The organism is Mucilaginibacter kameinonensis (genome assembly GCF_003675385.1).
GTDB classification, from domain to species: Bacteria; Bacteroidota; Bacteroidia; order Sphingobacteriales; family Sphingobacteriaceae; genus Mucilaginibacter; species Mucilaginibacter kameinonensis.
This window is the reverse complement of the sequence record NZ_RCWZ01000001.1, coordinates 808162-822304: the sequence shown is the minus strand read 5'-3', so window position 1 is coordinate 822304 and position 14143 is coordinate 808162. Positions and strand designations below refer to the sequence as shown.

The following is a 14143-nucleotide window of genomic DNA, read 5'->3' as shown; positions in this document are numbered from 1 at the left end:
TCCACATTCCCGCGTTACCCCTACCAATATTTCTTATCCGTAAGCCATGCTGCCAGGTCTTTATTATAATTAAAGTATGAGGCAGGCGGCATTTTAGCAGCATTCAGAATAATTATCGGCACTTTTATCTCATAAACAGAACCATGGCTTCGGTAAGTTTCCGGTAGCTCTTCTTCTGGGCTGCTTTCCAGGTCGCCAAAAACGGTGGTCGAATCACCAAGCACAACAAGATCACTTATCCTCGCAGGCGGGAGGTGATATTTTTTAGCTGCCTCGGCACGGGTAAGTACTGTTTCAACACCCTTAATTTTATATAGTGCCTTTTTTACTTCCGGGAGATCATCTTTACCCTGATAAACATAAGCAGCGCCGCCAAAGCCACGGTGATGCTTTACATATTTATCTTTCTCAGGGCTTAGCGCCAGTTTAATATCAACATGCTGCAACTGCAACGCTTTCTTCACATCTATGCAGCGACTTTTATGGTTCACGTCATGATCGGCAGTGATGAGGATGGTAGCATCGGGAGCCGTTTCACTGATCAGGCCTATCAGGTTATCAATATTAGTTAAATGCCTGATAGAATTACTATCCGCAGGTGCCCAGGTATGCATCGGATAATCGGTAGTATGGATATAGATACAACGGATGTCCTTACGGTTTTTAAGCAAATAGATGCCGGCCTTCATTGTCCAGTAATTTACTTCGGCACTGTAAATACTTGCAGGCGTGCCTATCTTATTTGTCCATGAGGTATCGGTTGTTTCCGGCGATACTACAATATCGGCACCTTCGGGCAGCAGCGTGGTGCTTTTCTTTTTGCTGGAGATTAGCGCCGATTTAATCCCATCCGCTTTCAACTTTTGAAAAATGGTAGGGGCAAGCACCAGGTGCTTATCCTCCATGTATTCTTCCTCACCCTTGTCATTTAAAAAGAAGTTTCCGCTGATGCCGTTTACTTCCGGAAAGGTGCCTGTGCAAATTGAAGTATTGTTGGCATTGGTAACTGTTGGCATTAAAGCGTTAACCTGTTTAAAAAAGCCTTTGGCAATCATAGCTTTTAAATGCGGCATAGGGGCATTATTAAAATAACTCATGCCAAAACCGTCCATCATAATGATCACTACCCTTTTACCCTGGTTAAATTGTTTCTGCTGGGCCAGGCTTATTTGTCCGGTCAACAATAAGATAAAAGCGATTATATAACGGCAGATATTTTTCATGATCATTTTTTAACGAAAATAACCCGCTCAAAACCCATCTATGTTAACAGGAAATAATTTAATTGAATAATGATCTATCCTTAACACTAAACCGCCTTGAATGACCAATTCTGAAAGTATTTTTTGAAAGACATTTTGCCATTTCACCCAATTTCACGCAGAATTCATCATTTTCAGGCTCAAAACCCCATGTTAAGACAATGTTAATTTTGACAGAAAAACAGCAATTACAAGGCCATTTGACAATATCCTGACCAAAATACCAATAGGGTCAAAAAATAAATTACTATCAATCAATTGATTAAATACTCATGACTTTTGGATGAAAAATCGAATCTGGATTATGCAGTTAATTTGCTTCGTGTTTCAAACAACATATATCAAAAACACAACAATAGTTATGAAAAATTTATTCAAAGTTTCAGCTTTAGCCCTTGCATTTGCAGGCTTAGCTTTTGGTGCAAAAGCACAAACATCTACACCTACTACCCCATCTACAACATCAACTACAACTAAAAGTGGCATCCGTTATAGCATAGGCGTTGAAGCAGGTTTACCTGTTGGCAATTTCAAAGACAACTACAAATGGAACTTAGGCGGTTCGGTTCAGGCTGATATCCCGGTTGTTTCAAACCAATTATTTGTTACTGTTAACGCAGGTTATAACAATGTATTTGGTAAAAACAACATCGGTGGTGTTCAAGGTCTTGATGCAACTGATTTCCACTTAATCCCGGTTAAAGCTGGTTTGAAATACTTCCCAATCAGCAACTTCTACGTACAAGGTGAAGCTGGCGCAGCATTTTTGCTAAACAAATCTGACGTAGGTGCTAACAAATCAACCGCGTTTGTTTATGCTCCACAAATTGGTGTACAATTCCCTGTAAGCGCAAGCAGCTTTATTGATGCTGGTATCCGCTATGAAGCAACTACCAAATATGCAACAGGTATTGATCAAAGCAAAGTGAACTTTATAGGTTTACGTGTAGCGTACGGCTTTTAATATATGGCCCTACAAATACCTTGACATAAAAAAGGGGAGCTCATTCGGGCTCCCCTTTTTTATTGTTTTTTTAATTCATATGAACCTTAATAATTAAATAAATCGTATAAATTAGCACATTGTTTGTATTTTGACACTTAATAAGACATTTACCGCACAATAATTGCTGAATATGAAGAGGATCCTCATCATTGATGATGAAGTTAATGTTGCGTTATTGCTATCGAAGTTTTTAACGCGAAATGGGTTTGACGTTAGTACCGCATCAAGTGGTACGGGGGGTATGGAGGCGTTGAAAAACGGTGAATATCAACTTGTACTTTGCGATTTCAGGCTTGAAGATACCGACGGGCGCGAAATGCTCCGTAACATTAAAATCCAGTATCCTAAAACTGGGGTTATTATCATCACCGGCTATTCAGACATTAAGATGGCTGTTGAGTTGATCAAAATGGGGGCTTATGATTATATCACCAAGCCGCTATATCCGGATGAGATCTTAAATACCATAAATAAGGCTCTTGAAACTCACCACGCGCTGGTTGAGGTTGATGAAGAACCACAAGCCGCTATTGTTTCCGAAAAAGCAAAGACCAATACTGTTAAAAAAACTGTTTTTGCCGCCGAATTTGTTACCGGCACCAGTCGTGCATCAAAAGAGCTTGCCCGGCAGATTGAACTGGTAGCGCCAACCAATTACAGCGTTATTATTTTAGGCGAAAGCGGTACAGGCAAGGAGTCGGTTGCCAAAAGCATCCACCTGAACAGTCCGCGTCATAACCAGCCATTCATAGCTATGGATTGCGGCTCATTAACCAAAGAGCTTGCTGCAAGTGAGTTTTTCGGTCACGAAAAAGGTTCATTCACGGGCGCTTTATATACCAAAATAGGCCACTTTGAAATGGCTAACGGCGGTACGCTGTTTTTAGATGAAGTGGGCAACCTTTCATACGAGATCCAGGCCGCATTGCTTCGTACCGTACAGGAACGCAAGGTTAAAAGGATAGGCAGCACCAAAGAGATTGACCTTGATGTGCGTATTATCATAGCCACCAACGAAAACCTGCAGGAAGGCATCCAAAAGGGCCGTTTCCGTGAGGATCTTTATCATCGCTTTAACGAGTTCAGCATTTACATGCCGCCATTGCGTGAGCGCGGACATGATATCATATTACTGGCCGAACACTTTTTAAAAATAGCTAACCAGGAGCTTGGCCGCAATGTCGAATCCTTTTCGCAGGAAGTTGTGGATTGCTTTATGAACTACCGCTGGCAGGGTAACATCCGCGAGCTTAAAAACGTGATCCGCCGTGCGGCGCTTTTGGCCGAAGGTAACGAGATTACACTTAAAGCATTGCCGCTTGAAATGTCGACCTATAAGTTATCATACGAAGCACCTAATCATTTCACGCAACAGCAACCGGTTGCTAAACCGTATGAGGCCCCAGAGGTTAAGGAAACCCGTCATGATCTAAAAAACGCCGCGCTTGAAGCCGAATATGAAACCATCATCAGGGTGCTTAGGGAGGTTAACTTCAATAAAACCAAAGCCGCCGAGATCCTGAACATCGACCGTAAAACGCTTTATAACAAAATGAAGGCCATTAACCTTAAATAGTAATATGGGGGCTAATGAAGATAAAAACGACGCCGAAGCCTTGCGCAAATTAAGGCACGATATAAAAAATCAACTATCAAACATACACCTTGCGCTTGAGCAGTTGCGGTACGAAATACCTAACCCAACGTCGGATTGTTTGTTTTACATGGATACCATAGAGATAAGCTCAACCCGGATCAATAACCTCCTTAACGATACCAACTAAAAGGCGTTGCAATTAATACTTGAAACGCCAAAACTTTTTGGCGTTTTTTTGTTTTAAGCAAATATCAACACAACAGCCTAAATGTCAGTATTCAACTATAAACAACGCAATAACATCATCCTGGTAAGCATTATTATACTGGGCTGTTTTTTACTTTACGCAATTAGCGGTTTATTTAGTTCGATACTTGGTGCTGTAGTATTGTTTACCATTTTCAGGCCGCTGTTTGTAAACCTGGTCGAAAAACGCAACTGGAACAAAACACTGGTAGCCCTGCTCATCATTTTCAGCTCGCTTATCGTCATCGTTATCCCTTTCCTAACGCTGAGCATCATGATTGTGGGCAAAATTTCAAGCATCAATATAAAAGACCTGCCTATTGACCAATGGACATCAAAAATTGATGCTTTTGCGGCGTCCAATTTAAATCAGCCCCATTTTGCTGAAGACACCCTTCAAAAGCTCGGGACTTTTGGCACAGGCCTGTTTCCATCAATATTAAGCAGCGCAGCCAACATTATTATTACCCTGTTGGTACTGTATTTTCTTTTGTATTTTATGCTTACCCAAATGCGTGAGTTTGAGGCCGGCATGTTAAAATATGCGCCTTTCCGAGAGCAGCATGCATTAAAATTTGCAGCCGCCCTACGCGATTCTACCTATTCCAACGTTTTAGGACAAGGTATAATTGCCGCCACACAGGGCTTTTTGCTGGCTCTGGGCTTTTACGCACTAAGTATTCCGGATGCTGTATTTTGGGGGGTAATAGGGGCATTCATATCTTTTTTACCTGTTGTTGGAGCGCCAACCTTGTGTATTCCGGCAAGTATTATATTATTTGCACAGGGACATAACTGGCAGGGGGTAGCAATACTTGTTTACGGTTTACTGGTTATAGGTAATATTGACAATGTTTTACGCATGATCATTAACAAGCGCATAGCCAACACGCACCCCATAATTTCAATAATCGGGGTATTTATTGGCTTACCTTTGTTTGGTATCCTGGGCCTGGTATTTGGCCCGGTGCTGTTATCTTATTTCCTGCTGTTGCTGGAGATATATGAAACAAACCGCATGGCGGCCGACAGGCTTGAGCGGATAAACAGCAGTGTATAAATTATACCGTACAGCCCTGAACAGTTTTGTGAACACAGGGTAAAATTTATTAATCAGATAAAAGTTAATTTATACTTAAATAAAAATAAATGCGCCAAATACACATATTTGGCAGGATATTTACGAGTAACTAATCAAATGTTCAACTTTAAATTATATTACAATGAATGATAACTCAAAAGTAGTTGTTGCATTGCTTGCCGGTTTAGCAGCAGGGGCAGCGTTAGGCATTTTGTTTGCACCTGATAAAGGAAATGAAACCCGCGACAAGCTTACCGAATCGTTAAAAAACCTTGGCGAGTCAATAAAAGATACTGCAGCTGCTGAAATTGACAACCTGGTTGGTTTAAAAGACAAAGTTGTTGAAAACATTAAGTCGAAAATCAAAGGCGCTGAAGAAGAATACCAGGATGACCTTGAGCACGCATAAGCATGTATAACACCAATCCCGGATGTGGATGAACACCATATCCGGGATATATAACCTTACCCTATGGAAGAGAAAAAAGATACCCAACCACCATTACCACCCATTATTGACCAGTTAAAAGAGTACGCCGAAACACGGTTTAAGCTTTTAAAATATGAAGCAATTGAAGGCGGATCATCCATACTGGCAAGTGTAATTGCCGATGTGGTAGTTGTGATCAGCATGGTGCTGGCCTTTCTTTTTGCCAGTGTTACGCTCGGTTTTTTTCTGGCCGATGTTTTTCACTCCTACTGGGAAGGTTTTGGATGTGTAGCCGTCCTTTACTTTTTGATAGCCATGTTTATCAAGATATTTAAACGACACCTTGAAAGGCCGCTTATTAACATCTTTATTCAAAAAATATTTAAACGATAAACCATGGATCTTCATATCACAAACGTAAGCGATCTGCAGGCCGAAATATTCAGGCTTAAAGCACTCGAAAAACAGCAAAGCGTTGCGCTTAAAGCGCGCTTCAATAGTCCATCGGCTATTTTTTCTACCGCGCTCACACTGTTCCCGCGTTCAAACGATACTGATGGGATAAAGGGTACCAGCTTCTTTCATCCGGATATTCTGAACCTTGTTTCCAGGTTTATTATCCCGCTCGCCTTAAACAAAACTTTATTTAAGCATTCAAATTTTTTGGTAAAAACGCTGGTTGGCCTTGTTTCGCAAAAAGCGTCAAACTATGTTAATGAGGATGCAGTTAGCGGTATTTGGGATAAAGCAAAAGCATTATTTAGCAAATTCACCAAAAAGAAAGAGGATAAGGAATACAAACCGGCACCATATGTTAAGCCGGTAGGTGGGGCTGCGGTATAAATCCTTATTTCGCCCGGTCTGATAAGCGCCTTGAGCCTCAGTTAGGTTTAAATTCGTAAAATTGGTGCTTATTAGATATTTTTGCGCTTTATTTTAAAAATTAAAGTGGGAAAAGATAAGATAAGACGTTTTGCCGAGATTGAAACCTTTAATAACGTACTGCAATTAGATGCCGGCAAACCTTTTAAAGGCCAGTGGAGCCGCGAGTTTTTTAAGAACGATAACCCGGTAGTGCTTGAACTGGCCTGCGGTAAAGGCGAATACACCGTAAACCTTGCCCGCATGTTTCCCGATAAAAACTTTATAGGTATCGATTATAAGGGCAACCGCATCTGGCGCGGCGCTAAAACTGCTATTGAAGATGGTGTACCCAATGTTGCCTTTTTACGTATTCAGATTGAAAACCTGCTCGATTATTTTGCTCCCGGCGAAGTTGATGAGATCTGGATTACCTTCCCCGACCCTCAGCCCCAGCTAAGTCGCGAGAAAAAGCGCCTCACCTCACCACGTTTCCTGGATAAATATGTGATCATACTTAAGCCAGGAGGCTTCGTTAACCTCAAAACTGATAATGATGGTTTGCATGCCTACACTGCCGAAAAGATAGACGAGCTTAAATTGAACCTTCACGTTAAAACCGAAGATCTTTATCATTCGGAGCATGCAGATGAAGTGCTGTCTATCAAAACCTACTACGAGAAAAAATATTTACAGGATAACAAGAACATTAACTACCTTAAGTTTTCATTTCCTGTAAAAGCTTAATGGAAGAGATTAATTTTTTTGAAAAAGTATACCAGGTAGCGCGTCTTATTCCACCGGGACGGGTAACCTCTTATGGCGCTATAGCGGCTTACCTTGGCACCAAAGGTTCATCGCGTATGGTGGGATGGGCTATGCAGGCAGCCGGAAATGTAAAACCTCCCGTTCCTGCCCACCGCGTAGTAAACCGCCAGGGATTGTTAACCGCAAAGGCTCATTTCGGCGGTAACAGGATGGCCGAAATGCTGGAAAGCGAAGGGGTAAAAGTTATTGACGATCAGATCCAGGATTTTAAATCGCATTTCTGGGATCCGATGGTAGAACTGGCGTTGTGATGTAACCCGCTTTCAGTTACCTACTTTATCGCACTTAATTACGTTCCCGCCATCCTGAATGGAAACCGAAGTTATTTTCCCATTTTGATCCTTCGTAAAAAACACTTTTGCGTCTAAATCTAACAGATAAAATTTATCTTCTGATTCAGGAACGAGGTACAGATCCGGGATGCCAGACATTCTTAGTACTAATTGACTTCCTTTCAAAGTAACCGTTACCATTGCCCCATCCGCTCTTTTAAAATTCCCTGTTCGGGACATTAATACTTCTGTAGCCAAACTCATTCTTTTAGGTTCTTCACTGATTGGAGCGCTCTTATAAGCTTTGTAGATTATTTGCGAACCCTCGGGAAAAGCTGCTCGCACAATGTTATTACACATAATGAGTCCATTATCCGCGTTGGTCATTACCACCACTCCCCGTTTCGATTTTGGCAACAATACAATAATTGACGCCACTCCGGGATCATTTCCTGCATGTTGCAATGCATATTCATAGTTGGGCAATCCATTAATAACGCGCCAGCCCAAGCCCTGGTTAATATTGGGGTTAATATAGGCCTGTTTGCTAACCATTTCTTTGTACAATTTGCCGGAAAGATGCGCGCCGTTCAGTACTTCAATGGCAAATTTCGACATGTCATTTACGGTAGTCGTTAAACCCGCTGCCGCGCTGCTTTGAACAGAATAATCATTCTTCACAATTTCTTTACCCTCTGCATCGTACATACCGCTATACAAGGCAAAATCCTTTTTCCCATCCCATTCATGGCTGGTGCTGTTCATGTGCAATGGCCTAAACAATAACGAGTCGGAGAGCTTAGCCAGCGATTTATGGAACCTATGCTCGATTGCCAGCCTGAGATATTCGAAACCTTCCCCTGAATAATTAAATTTCGTTCCCGGTTCAAAATTAAAAGTTAATTTTCCCGAAGCATTCATCCATCTCCAATTGTCAAATCCCGACTGCTGACTTAGCACGTGCCGGGTTGTTAGTTTTTTTGAATATACGTTCGAGGCAACTTCGGAATCGATATAGTAATTGCAAAGAGGCTCGTCTAAATTCCATTTACCATCCTGGACCAGTTTAAGCACCAAAGTGGCAAATACTACCTTAGTGACAGATGCTACCTCAAACAACATCGCTTTGGGAGCAGGTTGTCCATTGCGGGCGTTCCCATATACGTGCGCTTTTACCAATTTATCTTTATCAATTACAACGAGCCCAACGTTGGGAATATTGAGCTCTTTCTGCCATTTTTCTATCTTAAAATCAAGGTCATTATAGTCGTTTGGAGCTGCTTCCGTACTTTGTGAACTATTATTAACAGGTTGCTGAGCTTGGCATAAAGTGCAGGAAAAGCCAAATAGAAAAGCTGCGATAGCAACTACTGGCAAAGATTTTTTTGAATACATTATTAATAAATTCGTCTTTTTCTATTTACACCGTAAACTGCAGCAATTCCATTCTGTTTCCAAATGGGTCAATAAACGAAAACCGGGTGCGACCGGGAATAATCGGTTCTTCCCAAAACTCAACGCCATAACTTTCCAAATGCCGACGGGCTTCGGCAATATCAGTAACTTCAAAAGCGGTATGCCGCGATGTACGAGGCAAGGCATCTTCGGTACTTAAATGCAGTTGAATATCAGCTATCTGAAACCAGTAGCCTTTTGACTTAAAGGCTGGCCGTTCTATGCGTTGCAAGCCCACAACATCCGTATAAAAAATCTTTGCTTCTTCCAGCCGTTCCAGCGGAACACAAACCTGGATGTGGTCGGCGCGTTTAAAGTTGATCATAGTGTGAAGAGGTCGTCATTGCGGGGTGCGAATTGTTAACGTTATTCATGCTCGGCAAAAGTAAGCACATAGCCGTTATTATCTTTTATCGAAAACTCGGTAGCGCCATAAAAAGTAGTTTCAAGACCTTTTAATACGGTTACCTTTTCCTTTATTTCTTCAAAAAACGCACGGATATTTTTAAGGTTGATATATAACAGTAACGAACCTCCGTCGGTACGGTGTATTTCAGGCAGATCTTCGCCCAAACTATCATACGTCTGAAACATCATGGTAACGCTGCCATTAGTCATCATGGCCCAAACCAGATAGGTACCGGTTTCGGGGACACTCATGGTAACTTTGAAACCCAGCAGTTCATAAAAACTGATGGTTTGGTTAATATCATTTACAAAAATGTTGGGCGATAAACTTTCCATAATTAGTGCGTAAAAATTTTGATTAGTGGCTATAAAAATAACAATCCATTCTTTTAAATGCTAAATATTTTAGCTTAATTAGCTTAAATTTTTATTAACAAACACAACATCCCGTGGGAAAACTTGTAGAAGAATTTGACGCCTATCGCTCTAAGATGAACGAAAGGATCATGGAGACCGCCAATACCAACATCAAACGCTTTTTTGCGCTCGATACAACCAGTTATGCCGACGGCGCGCTTGATGTTAAAACCAAAGAGATGCTTGGCCTGGTAGCCAGCATGGTTTTGCGTTGCGACGATTGTATCAAATACCACCTCGGCAAATGTCACGAGGCCGGCGTTAATCATGATGAAATGAACGAGATCTTCATGATAGCCAACCTGGTAGGCGGCTCAATTGTTATTCCGCATTACAGAAGAGCAGTTGAATACTGGGATGAGTTGAATGAAGTGAAATAAGTATACCATTTTCACCACGTCATAGCCATAGCCGTTAACTTGAGCAAATAATGGGGAAAGAGTTTTTAAGTTCCCCTCTTGAGAGGGGGCGCGGAGGAACATGCGGTAGCAGGGGTGTGTTTATACGCTTAACTTATCAAAGCAGAAACACACCCCTCCACCCCTCTCAAGAGGGGAATCGCTCACCTCCCCGCTCTTTTTCTCCTTAAATTAACCGCCGTGGCATATTGCGCCTATAATCCATATAAACCTTAAAAACATGCCAACTTCAAACTCAGAACTTAAGAATCAAGACTTAGTAACCCGCTGCCGCTGGGCAGGCACTGATGAATTATATATTAAATACCACGACCAGGAATGGGGTAAAGAGGTTCATGACGACCATACTTTTTTTGAATTCATGATCCTTGAATCTGCGCAGGCAGGGTTGAGCTGGATCACTATTTTACGCCGTCGGGAGGCTTACCGTAAAGCATTCGCCAATTTTGACGTACAGAAGGTTGCAGCCTTTACTGCGGATGATGTTGAGCGCCTGCTGCAGGATGAAGGCATTATTCGTAATCGGCTTAAAATCCAAACATCCATCAGTAACGCTAAACTGTTTATTGATATACAAAAAGAGTTTGGCTCTTTTGATAAATACCTGTACAGTTTTATGCCGGGAGGTAAAGCCATCATGAACAACTCTAACGCAACACCGGCAACCAGCCCCGAGTCTGACGCGATAGCTAAAGACATGAAAAAACGTGGTTTTAAGTTCTTTGGCACCACTATTTGTTATGCTTTTATGCAGGCCACTGGTATGGTTAATGATCACATTCCTACCTGTAGTTTTAAATAAACAGACGCTAATTTGTATTAGCGTAATTCATTAAAATTGGTGTACTTTGCAGGAAACCATTACCTGCGCTATTGGGTGATGATTGCCTTATTGGTGTAATTCGTGTTAAAATAATTATGAAAAAACTATTTCTTTTGGATGGCATGGCCCTCATTTACCGGGCTCATTTTGCTTTGAGTAAAACACCCCGGTTTACATCAAACGGGTTAAACACTTCGGCAATGATGGGGTTTACCAATACCCTACTGGATGTTTTGAAAAAAGAGGCCCCCACCCATATGGCCGTGGTTTTTGATACGGAAGCACCAACCGAACGGCATACAGATTTTGAAGGCTACAAAGCCCACCGCGAAGCCATGCCCGAAGATTTGGCAAAGGCTTTACCTTATGTAATAAAAATCATACTGGGCTTTAACATCCCGGTTATCACATCTGATGGATACGAGGCTGACGATATTATAGGCACCCTGGCCAAAAAAGCCGAGCAAAAGGGCTACACCGTTTATTGCATGACACCCGATAAAGATTTCGGTCAGCTGGTATCAGATAATATTTTCATTTATAAACCTGCCCGCATGGGTAACGAGATGGAAATACAGGGCGTTAAAGAAATATTAGCCAAATGGGAAATTGAGCGCGTTGATCAGGTTATAGATATTTTAGGGCTCTGGGGCGATGCGGTAGACGGTATCCCGGGCATCCCGGGCATCGGCGAAAAAACAGCCAAAGCACTTATTAAGCAATATGGCTCGATGGAAAACATCTTTGACCATAGCCACGAGCTCAAAGGCAAACAGCGCGAAAACGTAGAGCAGTTTAAAGAGCAGGGGCTGATGTCCAAAAAACTGGCTACCATATTACTGAACGTTCCGGTTGAACTGGATGAAGAAGGTTTGGAAGTATGCGCACCAAGTAAAGAATTGTTAGAGCCATTGTTTGCTGAATTAGAATTCCGCACGCTTGGTCGCCGCGTGTTTGGCGATGATTTCAGTATTACGGAGTTAAAATCGGCCGGCACACAGACAGATCTGTTTGGGGCTCCGGTAGCAACCGGGCGCACTACCATGACTGTTGATGTGGAAGACATCCATGAGGACCTTACTATCGCCGCCAAAAACATTAACAATACCCCGCACGAATATCATTTGGCCGATACTGCCGAAAAGCGTGCAGACCTCATTAAAATATTAGCCCAACAGCAAACATTTTGTTTCGATACCGAAACCACCGGAACCGATCCTAACTATTGCGAGTTGGTAGGCCTGTCGTTCTCCGTTAAACCCGGCGAAGGCTGGTATGTACCGGTTCCAGCCGATCAGGTTGCTGCGCAAAGCATTGCTACCGAATTTAAAGAAATACTTGAAAACGAAAACATCGGCAAAATAGGGCAAAACATTAAGTTTGATATCCTGATGTTGAAATGGTACAACATTGAGGTAAAAGGCACCTTGTTTGATACCATGCTGGCCCACTATATCATTGATCCGGATACGCGCCATAACATGGATATCCTGTCAGAAAACTACCTGGGTTATAAACCTGTGTCCATCACCGAGCTTATTGGCGCCAAAGGCAAAAACCAGGGCAATATGCGCGATGTGGAGTTTGAAAAAATAAAAGAGTACGCAGCCGAAGATGCCGACATTACCTTACAACTCAAAAATGTTTTCGAGCCGAAATTAAAAGAGGTTGAAGGTGAAAAACTGGTAAATGAGATAGAGCACCCGCTGATCTATGTACTTGCCGATATGGAGTACGAAGGTGTAAAAATAGACCATGACACCCTGCGCGATTTCAGTAAGCAATTAGAAACCGACATAGCCCAGTACGAGAAAACAGTTTATGAAAAGGCAGGTGTAAAATTCAATATCGCGTCGCCAAAGCAATTGGGTGAGGTATTGTTTGAAAAACTGTTGCTTGACCCTAAAGCCAAGAAAACCAAAACAGGTCAATACCAAACCGGCGAGGATGTGTTACTTTCTTTAGCTGCCAAAAGCGATATCGTGCGTGATATCCTTGATTTCCGTCAGCTTCAAAAATTAAAATCAACTTATGTGGATGCGTTGCCGCAGATGGTTAACCCGAAAACCGGCAGGGTACACACATCATATAACCAGGCTGTTGCCGCAACAGGTCGTTTAAGCAGTGTTAACCCCAACCTGCAAAATATCCCGATCCGTACCGAGCGTGGCCGTGAGGTAAGGAAAGCTTTTATCCCGAGGGATAATAACCATACTATTGTATCTGCCGATTACTCGCAGATCGAGCTTCGCATTATAGCCGAGATTAGCAAGGATCCGAACATGATGCAGGCCTTTATCAATAACCACGATATCCATACAGCCACAGCTGCCAATGTTTATGGTATCGGGCTTGACGAGGTAACCAGCGATCAGCGCCGAAATGCTAAAGCGGTTAACTTCGGTATTATTTACGGTCAGTCGGCATTTGGCTTATCACAAAGTCTGGGCATCCCGCGTAAAGAAGCCGCTGAAATCATTGAACAATACTTTGTACAGTTTGCAGGTATCAAACAATACATGAGCGATACCATGAATTTCGCGCGCGAAAACGGGTACGTATGTACGCTGATGGGGCGTCGCCGTTATCTGCGCGATATTAATTCTGCCAATGCAACCGTTCGTGGTTTTGCCGAGCGAAATGCCATCAACGCCCCTATACAGGGATCCGCTGCCGATATGATCAAAATAGCTATGATCAACATCCATCGAGAACTGAAAGCCCAAAAACTGGATACCCGCATGACCATGCAGGTACATGACGAGTTGGTGTTTGACGTGCCGCATCATGAAGTGGAAATTGTAAAACCAATCATTATGGATAACATGAAAAATGCCATCAAAACCGAGGTGCCTATCATGGTTGAAATTGGAACAGGTTTGAACTGGCTGGAGGCACATTAATTGCCCCCGGCATTTTACTACGCCTAAGACTTACGAAGTTTTAAAAACTTCGTAAGTCTGGATTCTCCACCATGTAAGCGAAATACCCAATAACCTAAACTATAACAAAAAACTTGCATAGTCGCTCTGTAAATC

16 protein-coding genes are annotated in these 14143 nt (G+C 42.3%); 12 read left to right on the top strand and 4 right to left on the bottom strand.

Annotation, left to right across the window (positions count from 1 at the left end; genetic code table 11):
- Positions 1-20: 20 nt before the first annotated feature.
- Positions 21-1223, bottom strand: a complete 1203-nt coding sequence (locus tag EAH55_RS03695; RefSeq protein WP_162996738.1) for an alkaline phosphatase family protein — start codon at positions 1221-1223, stop codon at positions 21-23.
- Positions 1224-1623: 400 nt separating this feature from the next.
- On the opposite strand from EAH55_RS03695, the gene EAH55_RS03690 reads away from it, so the two are divergent.
- The 9 genes from EAH55_RS03690 to EAH55_RS03650 all read left to right on the top strand — a co-directional run bounded on the left by EAH55_RS03690 (position 1624) and on the right by EAH55_RS03650 (position 7562).
- Positions 1624-2226: an outer membrane beta-barrel protein gene (locus EAH55_RS03690; RefSeq protein ID WP_162996737.1), complete on the top strand. Its 603-nt coding sequence runs from the start codon at positions 1624-1626 to the stop codon at positions 2224-2226.
- A 172-nt stretch (positions 2227-2398) separates the two neighbouring features.
- A complete protein-coding gene (locus tag EAH55_RS03685; RefSeq protein ID WP_121808512.1) occupies positions 2399-3844 on the top strand; it encodes a sigma-54-dependent transcriptional regulator in 1446 nt (481 codons plus the stop codon).
- Between the two features lie 4 nt (positions 3845-3848).
- Positions 3849-4052 carry a hypothetical protein gene (locus tag EAH55_RS03680; protein WP_121808511.1) on the top strand — a complete coding sequence of 68 codons (204 nt, stop codon included), beginning with the start codon at positions 3849-3851 and terminating at the stop codon, positions 4050-4052.
- Between the two features lie 81 nt (positions 4053-4133).
- Positions 4134-5171: an AI-2E family transporter gene (locus tag EAH55_RS03675; RefSeq protein ID WP_121808510.1), complete on the top strand. Its 1038-nt coding sequence runs from the start codon at positions 4134-4136 to the stop codon at positions 5169-5171.
- Between the two features lie 163 nt (positions 5172-5334).
- The gene (locus EAH55_RS03670; protein ID WP_090532345.1) at positions 5335-5601 is read left to right on the top strand and encodes a YtxH domain-containing protein; all 267 of its coding nucleotides are present in this window, start codon (positions 5335-5337) and stop codon (positions 5599-5601) included.
- Between the two features lie 63 nt (positions 5602-5664).
- A complete protein-coding gene (locus tag EAH55_RS03665) occupies positions 5665-6015 on the top strand; it encodes a phage holin family protein (RefSeq protein WP_112571488.1) in 351 nt (116 codons plus the stop codon).
- Between the two features lie 3 nt (positions 6016-6018).
- The gene (locus EAH55_RS03660; protein WP_114940877.1) at positions 6019-6465 is read left to right on the top strand and encodes a hypothetical protein; all 447 of its coding nucleotides are present in this window, start codon (positions 6019-6021) and stop codon (positions 6463-6465) included.
- Between the two features lie 105 nt (positions 6466-6570).
- Positions 6571-7230: a tRNA (guanosine(46)-N7)-methyltransferase TrmB gene (gene trmB, locus EAH55_RS03655; protein ID WP_112571492.1), complete on the top strand. Its 660-nt coding sequence runs from the start codon at positions 6571-6573 to the stop codon at positions 7228-7230.
- Positions 7230-7562: an MGMT family protein gene (locus tag EAH55_RS03650; RefSeq protein ID WP_121808509.1), complete on the top strand. Its 333-nt coding sequence runs from the start codon at positions 7230-7232 to the stop codon at positions 7560-7562. The genes trmB and EAH55_RS03650 overlap by 1 nt, the downstream gene beginning before the upstream one ends.
- 12 nt (positions 7563-7574) lie before the next feature.
- Here EAH55_RS03650 and EAH55_RS03645 read toward each other — a convergent pair whose 3' ends face one another.
- The 3 genes from EAH55_RS03645 to EAH55_RS03635 are packed head-to-tail and all read right to left on the bottom strand — an operon-like array spanning position 7575 to position 9782.
- Positions 7575-8978 (bottom strand): serine hydrolase, encoded by a 1404-nt coding sequence (locus EAH55_RS03645; RefSeq protein WP_121808508.1) that lies wholly within the window; start codon positions 8976-8978, stop codon positions 7575-7577.
- 25 nt (positions 8979-9003) lie between these two features.
- Positions 9004-9363, bottom strand: coding sequence for a VOC family protein (locus EAH55_RS03640; RefSeq protein ID WP_121808507.1), 360 nt, complete (start codon positions 9361-9363; stop codon positions 9004-9006).
- Between the two features lie 41 nt (positions 9364-9404).
- The gene (locus EAH55_RS03635) at positions 9405-9782 is read right to left on the bottom strand and encodes a VOC family protein (RefSeq protein WP_121808506.1); all 378 of its coding nucleotides are present in this window, start codon (positions 9780-9782) and stop codon (positions 9405-9407) included.
- A 113-nt stretch (positions 9783-9895) separates the two neighbouring features.
- On the opposite strand from EAH55_RS03635, the gene EAH55_RS03630 reads away from it, so the two are divergent.
- The 3 genes from EAH55_RS03630 to polA all read left to right on the top strand — a co-directional run bounded on the left by EAH55_RS03630 (position 9896) and on the right by polA (position 14008).
- Positions 9896-10243, top strand: coding sequence for a carboxymuconolactone decarboxylase family protein (locus EAH55_RS03630; protein ID WP_121808505.1), 348 nt, complete (start codon positions 9896-9898; stop codon positions 10241-10243).
- A 259-nt stretch (positions 10244-10502) separates the two neighbouring features.
- A complete protein-coding gene (locus EAH55_RS03625; RefSeq protein ID WP_121808504.1) occupies positions 10503-11084 on the top strand; it encodes a DNA-3-methyladenine glycosylase I in 582 nt (193 codons plus the stop codon).
- Between the two features lie 116 nt (positions 11085-11200).
- Positions 11201-14008 carry a DNA polymerase I gene (polA, locus tag EAH55_RS03620; protein WP_121809023.1) on the top strand — a complete coding sequence of 936 codons (2808 nt, stop codon included), beginning with the start codon at positions 11201-11203 and terminating at the stop codon, positions 14006-14008.
- The last annotated feature ends 135 nt before the right edge of the window (positions 14009-14143 follow it).

What these genes read in the sequence shown, in the direction of transcription:
- EAH55_RS03695 (WP_162996738.1), bottom strand. Translation starts at nt 1,223, where the DNA reads ATGAAAAATATCTGCCGTTATATAATCGCTTTTATCTTATTGTTGACC.
- EAH55_RS03690 (WP_162996737.1), top strand. Translation starts at nt 1,624, where the DNA reads ATGAAAAATTTATTCAAAGTTTCAGCTTTAGCCCTTGCATTTGCAGGC.
- EAH55_RS03685 (WP_121808512.1), top strand. Translation starts at nt 2,399, where the DNA reads ATGAAGAGGATCCTCATCATTGATGATGAAGTTAATGTTGCGTTATTG.
- EAH55_RS03680 (WP_121808511.1), top strand. Translation starts at nt 3,849, where the DNA reads ATGGGGGCTAATGAAGATAAAAACGACGCCGAAGCCTTGCGCAAATTA.
- EAH55_RS03675 (WP_121808510.1), top strand. Translation starts at nt 4,134, where the DNA reads ATGTCAGTATTCAACTATAAACAACGCAATAACATCATCCTGGTAAGC.
- EAH55_RS03670 (WP_090532345.1), top strand. Translation starts at nt 5,335, where the DNA reads ATGAATGATAACTCAAAAGTAGTTGTTGCATTGCTTGCCGGTTTAGCA.
- EAH55_RS03665 (WP_112571488.1), top strand. Translation starts at nt 5,665, where the DNA reads ATGGAAGAGAAAAAAGATACCCAACCACCATTACCACCCATTATTGAC.
- EAH55_RS03660 (WP_114940877.1), top strand. Translation starts at nt 6,019, where the DNA reads ATGGATCTTCATATCACAAACGTAAGCGATCTGCAGGCCGAAATATTC.
- EAH55_RS03650 (WP_121808509.1), top strand. Translation starts at nt 7,230, where the DNA reads ATGGAAGAGATTAATTTTTTTGAAAAAGTATACCAGGTAGCGCGTCTT.
- EAH55_RS03645 (WP_121808508.1), bottom strand. Translation starts at nt 8,978, where the DNA reads ATGTATTCAAAAAAATCTTTGCCAGTAGTTGCTATCGCAGCTTTTCTA.
- EAH55_RS03640 (WP_121808507.1), bottom strand. Translation starts at nt 9,363, where the DNA reads ATGATCAACTTTAAACGCGCCGACCACATCCAGGTTTGTGTTCCGCTG.
- EAH55_RS03635 (WP_121808506.1), bottom strand. Translation starts at nt 9,782, where the DNA reads ATGGAAAGTTTATCGCCCAACATTTTTGTAAATGATATTAACCAAACC.
- EAH55_RS03625 (WP_121808504.1), top strand. Translation starts at nt 10,503, where the DNA reads ATGCCAACTTCAAACTCAGAACTTAAGAATCAAGACTTAGTAACCCGC.
- polA (WP_121809023.1), top strand. Translation starts at nt 11,201, where the DNA reads ATGAAAAAACTATTTCTTTTGGATGGCATGGCCCTCATTTACCGGGCT.